Genomic DNA, 17,050 nt, shown 5'->3' on the forward strand with positions numbered 1-17,050 from the left:
TTTCTTCCGCAGACCTTTCACTTTCCCTGGCTCGCAGGGCCCGCAGAGCGGATCCGTGTTTTCCTGGCATTGGCATTCTCCTTCCCGTCTTATGGGCGCGAAATTCCGTGCTGTTGCCGGCAAATCCGGGATACGCGGCGCAGTCTACCACATTTTGCAGCATTCCGGGCCCCAGCGCCCGGCTGCCGCCGGGGTTCAGGGATTTCAGCACCTTGCGTAAAGGTAATCAGGGACGTTCGAGGATATAATCCGGCCGGATGCCCGAAGCGCTGACCGGTCCTTCAATCTCATGACCGGCAAAAAAGCCATATCCGGCGATCAGGGCTGTTTTAATGCCGGCGGCCTGCCCGCCCAGAATGTCGGTGTGAAGACTGTCACCGACCATCACGGTCCGGGCAGGGTCAAAGTGGCCCAGCCGTGCAAATGTCAGATCGAACACATTCCCGAAGGGTTTGCCAAAAAAGCGCGGCTCCACGCCGGTGGCATCGGCAAGCTGATGCGCGAATTTGCCCGGCTCAACGGAAAATCCGACTTCGCGGGGCGCCACGATATCGGGATTGCCCACGATCACCGGGCGCGGGTTTCTCAGAAGAGAGGCCTCCAGCAACGCCTGCCGCTGCCCGGTCCAGACGGCGCTGCCCATCAGGATGAAGCCCTCTGCCACGTCATAAACGGACGGATCTTCGGCCAGATAGGTGATGTCGAGATGCTCAAGATCCTGACGGCCAAGGCTCTCAGTTGCCATGAGACCCCACCGCGTCGCGGGCATGTCTGCCAGCCCTGCGAGAGTGGCTTTGCGGCTTGTTATAACGTCGTCGGGATCAAAATCGTAACCGAGACGCCGGTACTTCCGCATCAGACCGGCATGCGGATTTCCGGCGGCATTGGAGACGACAATCACGCGCTTGCCGGCCTTCTGCAGGCCTGCGACACGCTCCGGCACACCGGGTATTGCAGTGTCACCGATGTTCAGCACACCGAAGGCGTCAAGCAGGAAAACATCCGTGTCGCCGGCAATGGAATCCAGATCGGCCAGCCGCTGACAGGCCCCTTCCCGCGTGACATCCGGAAGGCGCGCGCGCACCCGCTCGTAGGCGGCAAAGGCCTCTTCCATCTTCAAATGATCGCACCCCGGACCTTGGCAGAGACCCATTCCGAAATGACAACCGCCGCAAGGATCACCAACAGGATCAGTGACACCTGCGGCCAGGCGAGGACATTGAGGGACGACGAAAGCTGCAACCCGATACCGCCCGCCCCCACAAGGCCCAGAACAGTGCTTTCGCGGATGTTGATATCCCAGCGGAAAACCGCGATGCCGGCAAAGGCAGGCAGGATCTGTGGCACGATGCCATAGGCCATGACCTGCCAGCGTGAGGCACCGGTCGCTGTGATCGCCTCAACCTGCGTTTCGTTGATCTCCTCGATCGCCTCATAGAGCAGCTTGGCGCAGAACCCGATTGAACGGATGGCGATCGCGATGACCCCGGCAAAGACACCGGGGCCGATGATGGCGATCAGCAGCAGCGCCCAGATCAGCGAGTTGATGGACCGTGTGGATACGATGATCAGCAGGGCGATGGGCCGGATGATGAACCGCGACGGCGTGGTATTGCGCGCCGCCAGAAAGGCCACGGGCACTGCAAGGATCAGGGCAAAAATCGTGCCCAGCGTTGCGATGTTGAGCGTGTCCCAGATCGGTTTTCCGAGCTGGGTGATGTACTCCCAGCGGGGCGGCGTCGCGCGTGTCCAGATGTCATTAGCGATGCGCGGTGCGTCCCAGACAAAAAACCACGTGGTCGCCGCGGAAATCTGCTGCCAGCAATATGCGAAGATCGCCACGCCGATCAGCCACATCACCCAGTGCGCGAGGCTTTCCCGACCGGAGCGCCTTTGCCAGAGCGGACGGCCTTTGATATCCTGAACCGGCATTACTGCACCCTCTCGCGGATGATGCCCGACAGGTATTCAAGCGCCATGACGATCAGAATAATCATTAGCAGGATCGCGGCCGCCGTATCGTATTCATAGCGGTCGAAAGCCGTGTTGAGCGTAGCACCAATGCCCCCTGCCCCCACGAGCCCCAGAATGGCGCTTTCGCGGAAATTGATGTCGAGGCGGTATATCGACAGACCAATCAGACGCGGCATGACCTGCGGCTGCACTCCATAGTTTATCCACTGCGTCCACCTGGCACCGGAAGCTTTGATCGCTTCGGCCTGGACGCGATCCATGCTCTCAATATCTTCGGCCAGCAGTTTCGACAAAAAGCCGATAGTGGCAAAGCTCAGCGTCAGAAAACCCGCAAGCGGGCCGAACCCGAAGATCGCCACGAGCAGAATGGCCACGATGATCTCCTGCAGGGCCCGGCTGACCGCGATGATCGACCGGCAGATCAGATAGACGGGCAATGGCGCGATGTTGCGCGCGGCCCCGAGGGCGATCGGGATGGAGATGGCGATACCGACGACCGAGGAGGCAACCGTCATGATGATGCTCTCGATCATGCCTTCCCAGATATCGCCTGAGCGTGAGGTGAAATCAGGGCTCGTGAAGGCCAGCACAAACTGTTTGCCGCGCTCAAGCCCCTCATAGACCCGCGCCCAGTTAACTTCGATGGTCATGAAAGCCGCGATCAGATAGGCCACAAACCCGATCAGAAGCGCCCAGCGCAGCCAGGGGCGCTGCACAAAGGGTGGTTTTTTCCACGGCCTGCCGACGAGGGTCTGCAGCTCGCTCATTCGGCGGCCTCACTCTCGTCATCAACCTTTTCAATCGTCGCTTCCCAGTCCTCTTCGCCGTAGATCGTGGTCAGAACATCGGGTGTCAGACCTTCGGGCAGACCATCAAACTCAACCGCACCAAGGCGCAGCCCGATGACGCGCTGCACGAACATCTGCGCGAGGGCCACGTCATGGATGTTAATGATAGCTGCAAGCCCGCGCTCTTTGCAGAGCTCACAGATCAGCCGCATGATCTGGCGCGAAGTCTTGGGATCCAGCGAGGCCGTAGGCTCGTCGACCAGCAGCAATGCCGGGTTCTGAATGAGCGCGCGGCAGATGCCGACCCTCTGGCGTTGCCCGCCGGAAAGCTCATCCGCGCGTTTGTCGGCCATATGCACCAGCCCCACCCGGTCGAGCAGGCGGAAGGCCTCATCCACGTCCGATTGCGGAAATCTGCGCAGGAAACTGCGCCAGAAACCAACATAACCAAGGCGACCGGAGAGCACATTCTCCATCACCGTCAGCCGTTCAACGAGTGCGTATTCCTGAAAGATCATCCCCATCCGGCGGCGTTCGCGGCGCAGCGCACCCGATGACAGCCCCGTGAGTTCGACATCACCGAGGTACACCTTGCCGGATGTCGGCTCAACCAGCCGGTTGATACAGCGAATAAGGGTGGATTTGCCGGCGCCGGATGGCCCGATCAGCGCCAGCACCTGGCCCTCGGGCACATCAAGATCAACGGCCTTCAGCGCCTGATCCCCGGTCTTGTAGGTCTTTACCAGCTTCTCAAGACGCAGCATGAGAGCTCCCCCCGCCTCTGTTATTCTTTTTGGAAACGGCGGGCCCGGAGACCCGCCGGATCAGTCTTTATTCGCAGGAATAGCTGACGCCGTTCGCCGCATCGATTTTGCGGATCACGTCCCAGAATTCCTTGTAGGTCATCGGCAGGAACTGGCCCTCGTTCGATTTCTCAAACTCGGCCTGAAGCGATGTGCCTTCCCACTCGAAACTGAAAAATGCGTTTTTGATCTTCTCTTTCAGTTCCGGCGTGAGGTTATGCGCCGTGCCGAAACCCGTCGTCGGGAAGGTCTGCGATTTATAGATGGTCACGACCTGATCTTCGGTGATGACGTCCCGGCTCAGCATCCGTGCCTTTACCGAGTTGGCGATGGAGGCGGCCATATAGTCTTTGTTGGCGACACCGAGAATCGAGTTGTCATGCTTGCCGGAATAGACCGGTTCAAAGTCACGTTCGGGCAGCATGTCGAAATCACCCTTCAGGATCGCGCTCGGTGCTTTGAAACCCGAATTCGATGTAGGCGAGGTGAAAGCCAGTTGCTTGCCCTTGATGTCCTCGACCTTTTCGATGCCGGAACCCGGATAGGTGATGATCTCCATCTCATAGCCGAAATTGCCATCCTCGGAGGCCATGATCGTAAAGGGGTTAAAGCCCGCACAGTTCACCGCAAGCGGGTTTGATCCGGTGTTAAAGCCCGCAATATGCAGACGGCCCGAGCGCATCGCCTCAATCTGGGCCGCGTTGTTCTGTACGGGGAAGAAGACAACCGACTTGCCGGTTTCAGCCTCCAGGTGCGTCAGGAAATCGGACCAGGCTTCTTTGTAAACCGCCGGGTCTTCGACCGGAGTGTAGGCAAAGATCAGAGTGTCCGGATCCACCAGTTCGGCCGGATCTGTGGGCGTGTCCGCGATCAGGTCGCCGTCAACGTCGCAGAAACGCTGGTCCAGATCGCCGCGCGGGCAATCCTGTGCTGCCACCGGACCGGCAAGTGTCAGAACGGCGGCAAGAGCTGCGCCGGACAAAAGTGTATTCATCAGTTTCATGTAATTTTCCTCCCAGAGGTCAAAGGCTATCCGGAATACACAGATTTACAAGGTGGATATTTCAACCTCGCTGATGATTGCGATGCCACCTGCTGACCGGGGTGCACGGCGCTCTGAAACCGGCAGTCCGGGCGCCGGGCAACGACACGTCCCTGAGCGTGCAAAAGAAGTCGGGTTTCAACCAAGTTGACGATAATGCAGGCGATGTTGCCGGTGCAAAAATGGTGCACCGGACACCGAAAGCGACGGCAGACAGCAGTACGAAGCGGGATGACCGCCTTTTCAGTCGGCACTTTAACCTGCTACCCCGGGTGCCCGGCTCTGAGCGTTGCGGTCCGGCAGGCTCAGAACGGAGTGAACCGGGTGGCTCGCGCTACACACTGTACCCGCGTGCGATCCGGGCCTTGTGGTTTGCCAGTGCCGCTTCGAAAGTGGTGAGATAATCGACCTCCCGCTCCCACTCCTGCTTAAAAGCTTCATATCTGGGGCATCTGGATTCATTCTTCTGGCAGGCAATCATCAGCCGCTCACCCTTGTCGAATTCCCGGCTTAGTTTTCCCGCAACATCAGCCGGATCATGAATCGCGCAGCCCGCGAGGAGCGCGGTCATGATGAGAGGTGCCAGGTATTTCATAATTGGCCTCAGAAGTTGTTTGCCTGTGTTCGGTGACAGTGAAAGCGATGCCGAGCCTGCGCAACCGGTTTCTGCTTCGGAAAGGCAGCAGAACTCCGCACCGCCTGATACGCCGGTTACTTCGTGCGGCGCAGGCCCGTTTCGACGTCAAAGAGATGCGATTTACCGGTCTGGATGGAAAACCGCAGGGTGGAGTCCGCGCGGTTCAGGGTATGAACACCAGGCAGGCTGGCTGTGAAGCTTTCTTTTGTCCCGGTCAGTTCACAATGTAGCAACGTGTTGGCACCCAGCGGTTCTGCCATTTTTGCGTTCACGCGGATGGGGCCGGTGTCTCCGGCAATCAGATGTTCCGGGCGGATGCCGAATTTGACAGGTCCAACCGGACCGGTGGCCTCAACGATGCGTTCTCCGCCCAGCATAACCCAACCGTCCGTAATCTCTGCGTCCAGAATGTTCATCGCCGGGCTGCCGATGAACTGCGCGGCAAAAAGAGTGCGCGGGGTCTCATAGACTTCGAGCGGGGTGCCGATCTGCTCGGCGATGCCACCGTTCATAACGATCATCCGGTCGGCCATGGTCATCGCCTCGACCTGATCATGAGTTACATAAAGCGCCGTGATGCCCAGTTTGGACTGCAGCTCTTTGATCTCCAGACGCATCTGAACCCGCAGTTTGGCGTCGAGGTTCGACAGCGGCTCATCAAAGAGGAAAACAGCGGGTTCGCGCACGATGGCGCGCCCCATGGCAACGCGCTGGCGCTGTCCGCCGGAGAGCTCTCTGGGTTTGCGGTCCAGCAGAGGTTCGAGCTGCAACATCCGTGCGGCTTTGAGCACCTTGGCCGTAATTTCGTCTTTGGGCAGACCTGCGATTTTCAATCCGTAACCCATGTTCTGACGCACGGACATATGCGGATAAAGGGCGTAGTTCTGGAACACCATCGCGATGTCGCGGTCCATCGGTTCTTTGTCATTGGCCCGCACGCCACCGATCATCACGTCGCCCGCTGTCACTGTCTCCAGCCCCGCGACCATGCGCAGCAGCGTGGATTTTCCACAGCCCGATGGCCCGACGATGACGATGAATTCGCCATCAGCAATATCGGTACTGATGCCGTGGATCACATCCGTGGGGCCAAAACTTTTCTTGATGTCCTGCAGGGAAACCGTCGCCATGTGCTATTTCTCGCTGTCTACAAGGCCGCGGATAAACAGCCGTTGCATGCCCACGACAACGATCACCGGCGGGATCATCGCGAGGATGGAGGTCGCCATGATCGTCGGCCAGTGGGCAAAATCATCGCCGCTGGGAAACATCTGTTTGATGCCCATGACGATGGTGTTCATTTCGGGGTCGGTGGTGATCAGCAGCGGCCAGAGATACTGGTTCCAGCCATAGATGAAGAGGATCACAAAAAGTGCGGCGATATTGGTCCGGCTCATCGGCACGACGATGTCCCAGAAGAACCGCATGGGGCGTGCGCCGTCCACCCGGGCGGCCTCGGCCAGCTCATCCGGGATGGTCAGAAAGAACTGGCGGAAAAGGAACGTTGCCGTGGCGGAAGCAATCAGCGGAAAGATCAGCCCTGAATAGGAGTTCAGCATCCCGAAGCCGGCCACGACCTCATAGGTGGGTACGATCCGCACCTCGACGGGCAGCATCAGGGTCAGAAAGATCAGCCAGAAGAACAGGTTCCGACCCGGGAAATTGAAATAGACGATCGCAAAAGCGGAAAGAAGCGAGATGATGATTTTACCCACCGCGATGCCGATTGCCATCACCAGGCTGTTAAAAAGCATTGTGCCGACCGGCACGTTGATGCCGGAGAAAAGCGCGTTTTTATAGTTGGTCCAGAGCTGATCACCGGGCCAGACGGGCATGGGCGGGCGGATGATATCGGCCTGGGTGACCGTCGAGGCAACGAAGGCCAGCCAGATCGGAAAGAAGATCACCAGCACACCGAGGATCATAAACACATGCGTGAGCCAGAGGCCCGATCCGCGCTTTTCAACCATGCCGTGGACTTCGCGCGCCATCAGTAATGCACCCGCTTTTCGATGAACTTGAACTGCAGCACGGTCAGCAGCCCGACAACGATCAGCAGGATAACCGATTGCGCCGCGGATGAGCCGAGATCCTGGCTCACGAACCCGTCGGAATAGACCTTATATACCAGGATTGTGGTCGTCTGCTGCGGGCCGCCTCCGGTAATCGTGTGGATCACGCCAAAGGTCTCGAAGAAGGAATAGACGATGTTGACGACCAGCAGAAAGAAGGTCGTGGGCGACAAAAGTGGCAGCACAATTGTCCGGAACCGCAGCCAGAAGTGTGCCCCATCGATGGCCGCAGCCTCAATCACCGATTTCGGCACGGCCTGAAGGGCTGCAAAGAAAAACAGGAAGTTGTAGCTGATCCGCCCCCAGGCAGAAGCCACTACCACAAGCCCCATCGCCTCGCCGCCATTGAGGACATGGTTCCAGTCGTAGCCCAGCTGTCCCAGATACCAGGAGACAACGCCCACCCGGGTATTGAACATAAAGAGCCAGAGCACACCCGCGATCGCGGGCGCCACGGCATAGGGCCAGATCAGCAGTGTCCGGTAAACGCCGGACCCTTTGATCAGACGGTCGGCGATGACCGCCAGAAACAGCGCGGGCACCATAGAGCAAAGCGTCACGAGAACGGAAAAAACCGCCGTGGTGACAAAAGACGCACGATAGAACGGATCAGAGAGCAGAAATTCGAAGTTTCCAAGGCCCACATACTGCATTGAGAGGCCGAAAGGGTCCGGAATGAAGAGCGATTGCCAGATTGCCTGCCCCGCGGGATAGAAAAAGAATACAGCCGAGATCACCACCTGCGGCGCAATCAGCAGCAGCGGCAGCAGCCAGCCGCGAAACCTGACCCGTTTTTCCATCGATCCCCCCTGCCGACAGGGCAGGCCACAAAACCCGCCCTGTCAGATGCTTTATCAGTTAGCGGATTCGAACCGGCGCAGCAGCGCGTCGCCGCGTTCCTTTGCGCTGTCCATCGCTTCCTGAGCGGACTTGTCACCGGCCCAGATCGCCTCGAGCTCTTCGTCGATGATGCCCCGGATCTGGTCAAATGACCCCAGACGCAGACCTTTGGAGTTTGCTGTGGGCTCTTTCGCGGTCATCTGGATCACGGCGATATCGGTGCCGGGGTTTTCGTCATAGAACCCGGCCTCGCGTGTCGCTTCACCCGCGGCTGTCGTGATCGGCAGATAGCCGGTATCCTGGTGCCATTGTGCCTGCACATCGGTTGAAGACAGATACGCGAGGAATTCACCGACGCCGGTGTATTCCTCATCCTCGTGGCCTTCCATCACCCAGAGCGATGCACCGCCAATGATGGTGTTCTGCGGCGCATTACCGACGCCTTCCCAGTAGGGCAGCGGCCGTACGTCGAAATCAAACTCCGCTTCGGCTTTGATCCCGGCATAGCCTGCAGAGCTTTCTGTGAAGAGCGCGCATTCACCGGAGCGGAAGTTTGCACCGCCTTCGTTGCGGCGACCCGTATAGATGAATTTACCGTCCTGTGCCCATTCGCCCATCGCGGTCAGATGTGCGACCTGCGCCTCGCCGTTCAGCATCAACTCGGTGTCGAGACCGGCAAACCCGTTGTCCTGGCTGGCGAACGGTACGTCATGATAGGCCGAGAGGTTTTCCAGGTGAATCCAGCTTTGCCAGGCGGTGACGAGCGGGCATTCAGACCCGCCGGCTTTCAGTGCGTCGAGCGTTTCGCCGACGTTCTGCCAGGTCGACAGATCCGTGTCAGGATCCACGCCTGCCGCTTCAAACGCATCGCGGTTGACCCACAAAACAGGTGTCGAAGAGTTGAATGGCAGGGACAGCATGTCGCCGTCGGTAGTGGTGTAATAGCCTTTTACCGATCCGATATAGGCGTCCGGATCGAACTCTGCGCCGCTCTGGGCCATGACTTCATAAACGGGACGCGTGGCACCTTCAGCCGACATCATTGTCGCCGTGCCAACCTCAAAAACCATCAGAATGTGCGGCTGTTCGCCCGCACGGAATGCCGCGATGCCGGCGTTCAGCGTTTCGGAATAGTTGCCCTTGTGGCTTTGCACGACGGTGTAGTCGCTCTGGCCCGCATTGAACGCGTCCACCTGTGCGGCGACCAGCTCTCCCAGCCGTCCGGTGAAGGCGTGCCAGAACTGAATTTCGGTCTCTGCCATCGCCGCGACCGGCGACAGCACTGTGGATACGGCGAGAGCGCCGAGTATAGATTTTTGCATTAGTCCTCCCTTGCACCTTTTTTGGTGCTTTGTCCTGAAGCGCAGTATCCTGAGACCCGCGCAGATTGTTCGACGATGCGACGATACACCTGATCCTCAGATTATCAAGGCGCGACGATCATCCCTTTCCTAACTCCGGTTTGCGTCATCTGTGCGACAGGTACGGATCGCTCTTCGGGTCTGTTTACGGAACCTTTGCACGCGGCGTCCGCGTCCGTCGGACGATGCAGTCACAATGGGTGCCGTCGCGGAATTTGAACGCGCAGCACCCCGGCAGGGGCAGTTTCGGGGGCCGTCTGATTCTGGCTTATCGCGCCCGCTAGGGTCTGCATCCGGCGCACCCCGATGCCCGCCGCGGCCCTCTGTACAGCCCCGGGAATTCCTGAGAAGCTGATCAGCGCCGCCGGCACAGACACCGGCCGGCTTCCACGGCCACGGGTCCGGGGACAGCATGTATCAGATAAAAAGGGTTGCCTTATGAAAACCGCCACAGACTACCTCGAAGAAGCCAATGCCGTCGTGCCGAAAATCTCCGCCGAAGAGGGCATCGCGAAACATAAATCCGGTGGCACGCTGTTTGTCGATGTCAGGGACAGCGCCGATATCGCGGCCTCCGGTACGATTGCCGGTGCCGAGCGGATTGCGCGGGGCATGATCGAATTCAGGGCCGACGACACCCACGCCATGCACAATCCCGCCCTGAAAAAAGATGCCGAGATCGTGCTGATCTGCGGCGCTGGCGGACAGGCGGCTCTCAGCGGTAAAACGCTGATCGATATGGGGTTCACCAATGTCTCAAACGTCGGCGGATTCCCTGCGTGGAAAGATGCCGGTGGACCGGTCGAAGCGGGTTGATTAAACTCACACCAGCCGACGGTTTTCCCGGCTTTTCCGGATACAGCAGAGGAGTAAATCCAACATGAACCTTATTCGCATTACCGGGACCGCGGCGGTCATTTCGGCGGCAATGTCGCTGAGTGCCGGCGCCGACACCTTCCTGAAGTACGGAGAAGTCGAGGGCTGGAAAGTCTTTATCGATCAGGAGAAGAAATCCTGTTTGATCGAGGCGGTCGACGGCGCTGAAAACGTCGTTCAGATGGGCCTGACCGAAGACCGCGGGGTCGGGTATCTCGGCGTATTTACCAAGGGCGAAACCAGCCTGAAATCCGGCGAGGAAGAAGCCGTTGCCATTCTGATCGGGGACAACATGTACCTTGGCACCGCGACCGGTATGCGCGGCAATATCACCAAAGGATATTCCGGTGGCTATGTCCTGAGCGACAGCCCGCAGTTTGCCGAGGATCTTGCGCAGCAGTACGTCATGACCGTTTTTCCCGAGAAGGATTACGGCTTTACCGTCGATCTCAGCGGCACAAAAAAGGCAATGGAAATGGCCCGCGAATGTAACGACAAACAGATCGGCGGCTGACCCTTTCCGACCCGTGCAATGACACTGTCTGAGACACAGGCAGATCCGGTCATCGGAACGGCACAAAGCGGATCTCCGGACGCCCGGGTATCCGCAGTCATCTGCAAAAAGTAAAAACGTTGGACACGCTCTTTCTTATTGCCGGCAAGGCGGTCTGGTTTTTTCTGCGGCCGGAAACGCTGTTGCTTTTGCTTTTCGCACTTCCTCTCTTTCTGCTCTGGCGCGGCCGCGTAGCCGGCGCACGGCGATGGCTGACGGTCGGTCTCTGCGCCGCGATTATCTCAGGCGCAGTTCCGGTCGGCAATCTGGTTCTCAATCCGCTGGAACGGGCCTATCCCGCCCGTCCTCAGGTTGCCAACCCCGCAGGCATCATCGTGCTGGGCGGCATGGAGGATCTGTCGCCCGCATACACCGGGCGGATGGCGCAGGTGAACGACGCAGGTGAACGGCTGATTGTGGCGACTGAGCTTGCCCGTCGGTTCCCGGAAGCGGTTGTGCTGTATTCCGGCGGGCAGCTGGCACTGGCCCCTGTGGATAAAGGAGCGTTCGAGATCGGCCCTGATATCCTGCGCCGTCTTGGCCTGCCCGAAAACCGGCTGCTTGTCGAAGGCCGGTCGCGCTCGACGGCGGAGAACGCCACCTTTTCCCGCGCGCTTGTGCCCGATCAGGACGAGAGGCCCTGGCTGCTGGTAACCAGCGCCTTTCATATGCCCCGGGCGCTCGGATCTTTCTGTGCCGCGGGCTGGCGCAACCTGACGCCCTGGCCCGTGGATTATCGTGGGGGTGAGCTGCTGGAAAACATCGGCTGGGATCTGGCAGGCCACCTGCACGCGCTGAACACAGGCGTCAAAGAATGGATCGGCTTACTGGCCTATCGCCAGACCGGGCGGACCGGCAGCTTTTTTCCCGATGGGTGCAGCTCACCTGCTGCGCGCCCTGCACAGGACTGAACCTCCTGCCACCGGTCACCGCAGAACAAACTGACTGCCGACCTTTCGGTATGAGGCGCGTGCCGGACCTGACAGTCTGTACGCCGGATTACCGCCGACCTTGTCACAGATCAACGCATGTGATGCTTTCTGCTATAATGTGCGCAATAAAGGGAGACGCATCATGGCCAAGCGAAAACGCGCTTCAGACACCGGTGACGAAGCGGTGAAGAAATCTGTTCAGGAACTGCTCGAAATCCGCAAAGAGCACGAAAAGAAAATCGGGCAGGTCGACAAAGACATCGAAGAGACGCTTCAGGAAGAATTCCACGAAGTCTGGGAAGACAGGATCAGACCTGCTCTTGAGCGGTTCAAGGAAACGGCAGACGAGTTGCTGCACAGGTTCAGCGATTTCGAGGATGATTTCAGAGGCTACCTGAGAGACCGCGAGCCCGATGTAAAACCCGGTCTGCTGGCCGAAATCTATGGCGACAGTCTGAAAAACGCTTTTGGCGCAGCAAAGAATAAGAACGGCAGAAAGCGGCGCTGGTCACCGGAAGTCAAAAAGAAACTTCTCGCAGACTTTGAGAAGGCGAAAGAAAAGGGCCAGGGAGCGGAATATCTCAAATCCCACGGCCTGACATATAACCACATCACCAACTGGAAGCGCAGCCTGCTCAAGGCAGCACAGGCCGCGGAAGGCATGACGGATAAACCCTGATCGCACCGCAAACCGGTGCAGACAGAGCAGCTTCGTCTTTCCTCTCTGAACAGAAGTGCGGTATGGGGCGGCATGTTTTCTCCGTCCTCTCTCACCGATCTGCGCAACACTGGCTTTGACCAGATCATCGACGTGCGCAGCCCTTCGGAATTTGCCGAAGATCATGTGCCGGGCGCGATCAACCTTCCGGTACTTGACGATGCGGAGCGTGCGCGTGTCGGCACTCTTTATAAGCAGGTCTCGCCCTTTGATGCGCGCAAGACCGGTGCGGCCCTGGTTTTCCGCAATGCCGCAACGCATATCGACACGGCCCTGGCCGGGTATGAAGGGGGCTGGAAGCCTCTCGTCTATTGCTGGCGCGGCGGGCAGCGGTCGGGCGCTTTCGCATGGATGCTGCGCGAGATCGGCTGGCCGGCCGAGACGATTGCGGGGGGATACAAAACCTATCGCCGGCTGATCGTCAAAGCGCTCTACGAGGGCGATCTGAACGTCCGGCTGATCCGCATCGGCGGCTATACCGGCACCGCCAAAACGGAAATCCTCGGGCGGCTCAGCGCTCTGGGAATTCAGGTGATCGATCTTGAGGCCATGGCCCGGCATCGCGGCTCGCTTCTGGGCGGGCTTGATGTGCCGCAGCCCAGCCAGAAAGGATTCGAGACAGACCTGATCACCGCGCTCGACCGGCTGAATCTGTCAAAGCCGGTGATTGTGGAGGCGGAAAGCAGTAAGATCGGCGCCATTACCCTGCCCCCCGCGCTCTGGGGCGCGATGAAATCCGCGCCCGTGATCGAAATCTCCGCGCCGCTGGAGGCCAGGGCGCGCTATCTCGCGCAGGCTTATGAAAGCGTTCTGAGGGACGGTGAGGCGCTGAAAGACAAACTCTCTCCGCTAAGTGCGCACCGCAGCAGGGAACTGATGCAGCTCTGGAGCGACCTGATCGACCGCGATGACCGGGTGGCGCTCTGCCGGTCGCTTGCCGCCGATCACTATGACCCGTCCTATGAAAAATCCGCCGGTGCATTCAGAGAATTCATTGCCGCGCGCTTTGACACCCCTGATCTCACACCTGCCGCGCAGGACAGGCTGGCCGACCGTATCGCCGGATGGCTTCAGTCCGCCACGATCTGACCTGCCTGCCCGGTGATCTCACCGATCACGGCAGCGGTGAATCCTCCGGCGCGGAGCTCCGCGCAGAGAGCATCCGCATCGCCCGGGACAGCTGCCAGCAACCCTCCGGCGGTTTGCGGATCAAACAGTAGTGCGGCGCGGGGATGATCCGGCACATCGGCAAAACCTGCGCGGTTCTCGGGCCAGAGCGTCGACCGGATGCCCTGTTCCGACAGCATCAGTGCGCCGTTCATCAGCGGGATCTTTGCTGTATCAATCCGCGCGCCCGTGCCGGATGCCGCGCAGATGTTGCGCAGATGCCCCGCCAGCCCGAAGCCGGTGACATCCGTCATCGCAGAGGCGCGGGCAAGGATGCGGGCCGCGGGGCCCTGAGGTTTCATCATTTCCGCCTGCGCTGCGATCACATCGGCGCCCGCCGCCCGCCCCTGCATATGGGCGGCCATGATGACACCGCTGCCCAGAGGTTTTGTCAGGATCAGCCGGTCGCCGGGTCTGGCACCGGCCAGCGTCACCGGATCCCGCGAACACAGCCCTGTCACCGTAAACCCGATGGTCAGCTCTGCGCCCAGGGTGCTGTGACCGCCGGTGATCTCAGCACCTGCCGCCTGCATTACCTCCTGCGCTGCCTGCATGATTTCGGCGAGCTGTCTTTCGGCCAGTGCCGGTGACTGATGCGGCAGGATCACCGACGCCAGAGCCGCCTGCGGATCCGCCCCCATGGCCCAGATATCTCCCAGCGCGTGCACCGCGGCGATGCGGGTCATCACCACCGGGTCGCTGACAAAGGCGCGCAGGTGGTCGGTGCTGATCACCTGCTTCTGATTGCCGGTCTGCAACACGGCGGCATCATCACCGGTCTGCCCGGTGCCAAGCGCATTCTGCAGGGTTTGCGGCCCGATTTTTGACCCGCAGCCCCCGCACACGGTCTGTTCGCCTGTTGTGGCCCCTGCGCCGGCAGCGCGCGGCCAGGGCAGAGCCGCGGCGGCCGGCGGTGTCAGACGGTCGAACCGGTCCATGAACTTGCGGTCGATGTGGTCTTTCCAGCGCCACAGCAACGGGCCGGCGAAGGCCCGCCCGAAGCGTTCGGCCAGCGCCGATTGCCGCCCCAGAGAGATCAGCTTCAGATAGTCCTTCTGCGGATGATAGGGTTTCATCCCGCCAGTCTCTGAAAGCGCCGCGCGCAGGTTCTGCAACAGAACCGGCGCCTGGCGCACGGCAAAGACACCCGCTTTGGGCCGTGGCGATGCGGTCATTTCTGCGCAGTCACCCACAGCAAAAATCACCGGATCGCGGCTGCGCAGGCGCGTATCGACCGGAATAAATCCGGCCTCATCCGTAAGCCCGGTGCGGGCCAGCCAGTCCCAGGGCCGCGCGCCCGCAGCACCCGTCACGAACCCTGCGGCAACAACGGCGCCGGTGTCGAGCACCACGCGGTCGCTGTGAATTTCTGTGGCCCTGCAGTGTTCCATCAGGCGAATGCCCTGCGCGTTCAGAGTATCCCGGATGCGCTGCGCCGCGCTGTCTCCCAGCGCGCTCAGTGCGACGCTCTGTTCAATGATGGTGACCGCAGCCTCACGTCCGGATGTGCGCAACCGGTGCGCCATCGCCATTGCAAGTTCCGCCCCTGCGACCCCGCCTCCGAGGACAGCCACCTCTGCAGGGCCGCTCTCCTGCGCAAACTGCGACCAGGCGCTGGCAAAAGCGCTCAGTGGTTTCGCCGGCACCGCGTGACGGGAAAATCCTTCGAGATCAGGCATCTCGCTCGTGATCCCGACATCGACCGAGAGAACATCGTATCCCACGGCAGGATGCCCCTCGATCTGAACGAGGCGCCGCGCGCGGTCGATCCCCGAGGCCCTGCCCGTCACAAGCCGCGCACCGGCATGCTGCGCCAGCCTTACCAGATCAATATCAAGTTCTTCGCGGGTATAGTGCCCCGCGATAAACCCCGGAAGCATCCCGGAGTAAGCCGCGCGCGGATCTGGGTTGATGACCGTCACACGCGTCCCCGGTAACGGGTCCATCGCCCAGCGTCTGAGGATCAGCGCATGAGTATGCCCGCCCCCGATGAGCACCAGATCGCGGGTATATGGTATGGTTTGGCTCTGCACGGCTATGAGCTAACACTTTCTGCAAATCCCGCCCATAGCGATCTTTGCCTGCCCCTGCCCTGACTGCCTTCCCGGATGCGCCGGCAGTGCACCTTTGGGGTTTCGATACAGGCTTTGGCGCGGTTGTGCTGACTTTCGCGCACAGCGACCGATCCCCGCCGCGCACCTCATCGACGCTATGGCGCCTGCCTGCACTCTGTGCCGCCGGACACGCGGGCGTGACGTACCGCGAACCGGCCTGACCTGCGGTTACCCTCGTTGGGATTCTGTCACACAGCCGTCTGAAAATGCTCACGTTTTTCTTGAGCCACAGATTTTATGATTTCACCGATCTGCAACAATTTCTCGCCCAGGGGGTCGGATCTGCGCCAGACCATACCGATGGTTCGCGCAGGGCCCGGCGGCGGAAAGCGGCTGACTGAGACATCCGCAGAGCGCGTCTCAAGCGGCAGCGCCATCTCGGGGATCAGCGTCACACCGATGCCCGCACCGACCATCTGCACCAGCGTGGACAGCGAACTGCCCTCCATAAGCTCACGGGGTTTTGACCCGGTCATCCGGCAAAAGGACAGCGCCTGTTCCCGAAAACAATGCCCCTCTTCGAGCAGCAGCAGACGCATCTGCTTCAGGCTCGAGACCCCGGGCACAGGCGTCTCCGCCTCGGACGCCGGGCGCACCAGCAGGAAGTCTTCGTCAAAAAGCGCAAACTCGCGCAGCGCAGGCTCAGACACCGGCAGAGCAACCAGTGCCACATCGAGATGCGCAGAGAGCAGACTGTCCACCAGCGATTGTGTCACCGCCTCTCTGGGTTGCAGATCAAGGCCGGGGAAACGGTCCGACAGCGCCCGTATCACACCGGAAAGCAGATAGGGTGCGACGGTCGGGATGACCCCGATCCGCAACCTGCCGGAAAGCGGCCCCGCCGATGAGCGGGCCAGGTTTTCAAGCTCATCGACCCGGACAATGATCTCACGCGCCCGCGCCAGAAAATCCTCACCAAGTGCGGTCAGCCGCATCTGCCTCGCATTGCGCTCAACCAGCGGCGCGCCGATCAGTGTCTCCAGCTCTTTGACCTGCAAAGAGAGCGCAGGTTGCGATATACTGCAGGCCGCCGCTGCGCGGCCGAAGTGCCCGTGCGCCGCCAGCGCTTCGAAATAACGGATATGTTTCAGGGTCAGTCCTATCATTTGCTATACTTATCACCGTTTTTTGAATTTCAAATTGGTACTTATGTTTAAACCGTTCTAAAACCCG

The 17,050-nt window shown here is 60.0% G+C and carries 17 protein-coding genes; 5 read left to right on the forward strand and 12 right to left on the reverse strand.

Features of this window, described 5'->3' with window-relative positions; translation table 11 throughout:
• Positions 1 to 226: 226 nt before the first annotated feature.
• The 10 genes from G3256_RS12145 to ugpB all read right to left on the reverse strand — a co-directional run bounded on the left by G3256_RS12145 (position 227) and on the right by ugpB (position 9,478).
• Positions 227 to 1,114: an HAD-IIA family hydrolase gene (locus G3256_RS12145; RefSeq protein WP_246227900.1), complete on the reverse strand. Its 888-nt coding sequence runs from the start codon at positions 1,112 to 1,114 to the stop codon at positions 227 to 229.
• A 2-nt stretch (positions 1,115 to 1,116) separates the two neighbouring features.
• On the reverse strand, positions 1,117 to 1,932 hold the full coding sequence (phnE, locus tag G3256_RS12150) for a phosphonate ABC transporter, permease protein PhnE (RefSeq protein ID WP_169641071.1): 816 nt from the start codon (positions 1,930 to 1,932) through the stop codon (positions 1,117 to 1,119).
• Positions 1,932 to 2,741 (reverse strand): phosphonate ABC transporter, permease protein PhnE, encoded by an 810-nt coding sequence (gene phnE, locus G3256_RS12155; protein ID WP_169641072.1) that lies wholly within the window; start codon positions 2,739 to 2,741, stop codon positions 1,932 to 1,934. The genes phnE (G3256_RS12150) and phnE (G3256_RS12155) overlap by 1 nt, the downstream gene beginning before the upstream one ends.
• Entirely contained in the window at positions 2,738 to 3,526 is a 789-nt protein-coding gene (phnC, locus tag G3256_RS12160) for a phosphonate ABC transporter ATP-binding protein (protein WP_169641073.1), read from the reverse strand. The genes phnE (G3256_RS12155) and phnC overlap by 4 nt, the downstream gene beginning before the upstream one ends.
• A 67-nt stretch (positions 3,527 to 3,593) precedes the next feature.
• Positions 3,594 to 4,568, reverse strand: coding sequence for a phosphate/phosphite/phosphonate ABC transporter substrate-binding protein (gene phnD, locus G3256_RS12165; protein WP_169641074.1), 975 nt, complete (start codon positions 4,566 to 4,568; stop codon positions 3,594 to 3,596).
• A 373-nt stretch (positions 4,569 to 4,941) separates the two neighbouring features.
• A complete protein-coding gene (locus tag G3256_RS12170) occupies positions 4,942 to 5,202 on the reverse strand; it encodes a hypothetical protein (protein WP_169641075.1) in 261 nt (86 codons plus the stop codon).
• Between the two features lie 116 nt (positions 5,203 to 5,318).
• Positions 5,319 to 6,374 carry an ABC transporter ATP-binding protein gene (locus G3256_RS12175; RefSeq protein WP_169641076.1) on the reverse strand — a complete coding sequence of 352 codons (1,056 nt, stop codon included), beginning with the start codon at positions 6,372 to 6,374 and terminating at the stop codon, positions 5,319 to 5,321.
• A gap of 3 nt (positions 6,375 to 6,377) precedes the next feature.
• Positions 6,378 to 7,214, reverse strand: a complete 837-nt coding sequence (gene ugpE / locus G3256_RS12180) for a sn-glycerol-3-phosphate ABC transporter permease UgpE (RefSeq protein WP_169642429.1) — start codon at positions 7,212 to 7,214, stop codon at positions 6,378 to 6,380.
• A 20-nt stretch (positions 7,215 to 7,234) separates the two neighbouring features.
• The gene (ugpA, locus tag G3256_RS12185; protein WP_169641077.1) at positions 7,235 to 8,116 is read right to left on the reverse strand and encodes a sn-glycerol-3-phosphate ABC transporter permease UgpA; all 882 of its coding nucleotides are present in this window, start codon (positions 8,114 to 8,116) and stop codon (positions 7,235 to 7,237) included.
• Positions 8,117 to 8,170: 54 nt separating this feature from the next.
• Positions 8,171 to 9,478 (reverse strand): sn-glycerol-3-phosphate ABC transporter substrate-binding protein UgpB, encoded by a 1,308-nt coding sequence (gene ugpB, locus G3256_RS12190; protein ID WP_169641078.1) that lies wholly within the window; start codon positions 9,476 to 9,478, stop codon positions 8,171 to 8,173.
• A gap of 477 nt (positions 9,479 to 9,955) precedes the next feature.
• Here ugpB and G3256_RS12195 point away from each other — a divergent pair, with 477 nt between their 5' ends.
• The 5 genes from G3256_RS12195 (at position 9,956) to mnmH (ending at position 13,685) form a co-directional block, all read left to right on the forward strand.
• Positions 9,956 to 10,333, forward strand: coding sequence for a rhodanese-like domain-containing protein (locus G3256_RS12195; protein WP_169641079.1), 378 nt, complete (start codon positions 9,956 to 9,958; stop codon positions 10,331 to 10,333).
• A 64-nt stretch (positions 10,334 to 10,397) separates the two neighbouring features.
• Positions 10,398 to 10,907: a hypothetical protein gene (locus tag G3256_RS12200; protein WP_246227590.1), complete on the forward strand. Its 510-nt coding sequence runs from the start codon at positions 10,398 to 10,400 to the stop codon at positions 10,905 to 10,907.
• 119 nt (positions 10,908 to 11,026) lie between these two features.
• A complete protein-coding gene (locus G3256_RS12205; protein WP_169641080.1) occupies positions 11,027 to 11,857 on the forward strand; it encodes a YdcF family protein in 831 nt (276 codons plus the stop codon).
• 163 nt (positions 11,858 to 12,020) lie between these two features.
• Positions 12,021 to 12,557: a hypothetical protein gene (locus G3256_RS12210; RefSeq protein ID WP_169641081.1), complete on the forward strand. Its 537-nt coding sequence runs from the start codon at positions 12,021 to 12,023 to the stop codon at positions 12,555 to 12,557.
• Positions 12,558 to 12,629: 72 nt separating this feature from the next.
• Entirely contained in the window at positions 12,630 to 13,685 is a 1,056-nt protein-coding gene (gene mnmH / locus G3256_RS12215) for a tRNA 2-selenouridine(34) synthase MnmH (RefSeq protein WP_169641082.1), read from the forward strand.
• Here the strand turns inward: mnmH and selD are convergent.
• Positions 13,667 to 15,796 (reverse strand): selenide, water dikinase SelD, encoded by a 2,130-nt coding sequence (gene selD, locus G3256_RS12220; RefSeq protein ID WP_169641083.1) that lies wholly within the window; start codon positions 15,794 to 15,796, stop codon positions 13,667 to 13,669. The two genes, mnmH and selD, sit on opposite strands and share 19 nt — an antisense overlap.
• Positions 15,797 to 16,065: 269 nt before the next feature.
• Positions 16,066 to 16,983 carry a hydrogen peroxide-inducible genes activator gene (locus tag G3256_RS12225; RefSeq protein WP_169641084.1) on the reverse strand — a complete coding sequence of 306 codons (918 nt, stop codon included), beginning with the start codon at positions 16,981 to 16,983 and terminating at the stop codon, positions 16,066 to 16,068.
• Positions 16,984 to 17,050: the final 67 nt, after the last annotated feature.

The sequence above is a fragment of the Roseobacter ponti genome, assembly GCF_012932215.1.
GTDB classification, from domain to species: Bacteria; Pseudomonadota; Alphaproteobacteria; order Rhodobacterales; family Rhodobacteraceae; genus Roseobacter; species Roseobacter ponti.

What these genes read in the sequence shown, in the direction of transcription:
- phnE (WP_169641072.1), bottom strand. Translation starts at nt 2,741, where the DNA reads ATGAGCGAGCTGCAGACCCTCGTCGGCAGGCCGTGGAAAAAACCACCC.
- G3256_RS12145 (WP_246227900.1), bottom strand. Translation starts at nt 1,114, where the DNA reads ATGGAAGAGGCCTTTGCCGCCTACGAGCGGGTGCGCGCGCGCCTTCCG.
- G3256_RS12195 (WP_169641079.1), top strand. Translation starts at nt 9,956, where the DNA reads ATGAAAACCGCCACAGACTACCTCGAAGAAGCCAATGCCGTCGTGCCG.
- G3256_RS12225 (WP_169641084.1), bottom strand. Translation starts at nt 16,983, where the DNA reads ATGATAGGACTGACCCTGAAACATATCCGTTATTTCGAAGCGCTGGCG.
- ugpA (WP_169641077.1), bottom strand. Translation starts at nt 8,116, where the DNA reads ATGGAAAAACGGGTCAGGTTTCGCGGCTGGCTGCTGCCGCTGCTGCTG.
- G3256_RS12200 (WP_246227590.1), top strand. Translation starts at nt 10,398, where the DNA reads ATGAACCTTATTCGCATTACCGGGACCGCGGCGGTCATTTCGGCGGCA.
- G3256_RS12210 (WP_169641081.1), top strand. Translation starts at nt 12,021, where the DNA reads ATGGCCAAGCGAAAACGCGCTTCAGACACCGGTGACGAAGCGGTGAAG.
- G3256_RS12175 (WP_169641076.1), bottom strand. Translation starts at nt 6,374, where the DNA reads ATGGCGACGGTTTCCCTGCAGGACATCAAGAAAAGTTTTGGCCCCACG.
- mnmH (WP_169641082.1), top strand. Translation starts at nt 12,630, where the DNA reads ATGTTTTCTCCGTCCTCTCTCACCGATCTGCGCAACACTGGCTTTGAC.
- phnC (WP_169641073.1), bottom strand. Translation starts at nt 3,526, where the DNA reads ATGCTGCGTCTTGAGAAGCTGGTAAAGACCTACAAGACCGGGGATCAG.
- phnD (WP_169641074.1), bottom strand. Translation starts at nt 4,568, where the DNA reads ATGAAACTGATGAATACACTTTTGTCCGGCGCAGCTCTTGCCGCCGTT.
- phnE (WP_169641071.1), bottom strand. Translation starts at nt 1,932, where the DNA reads ATGCCGGTTCAGGATATCAAAGGCCGTCCGCTCTGGCAAAGGCGCTCC.
- ugpE (WP_169642429.1), bottom strand. Translation starts at nt 7,214, where the DNA reads ATGGTTGAAAAGCGCGGATCGGGCCTCTGGCTCACGCATGTGTTTATG.
- G3256_RS12170 (WP_169641075.1), bottom strand. Translation starts at nt 5,202, where the DNA reads ATGAAATACCTGGCACCTCTCATCATGACCGCGCTCCTCGCGGGCTGC.
- ugpB (WP_169641078.1), bottom strand. Translation starts at nt 9,478, where the DNA reads ATGCAAAAATCTATACTCGGCGCTCTCGCCGTATCCACAGTGCTGTCG.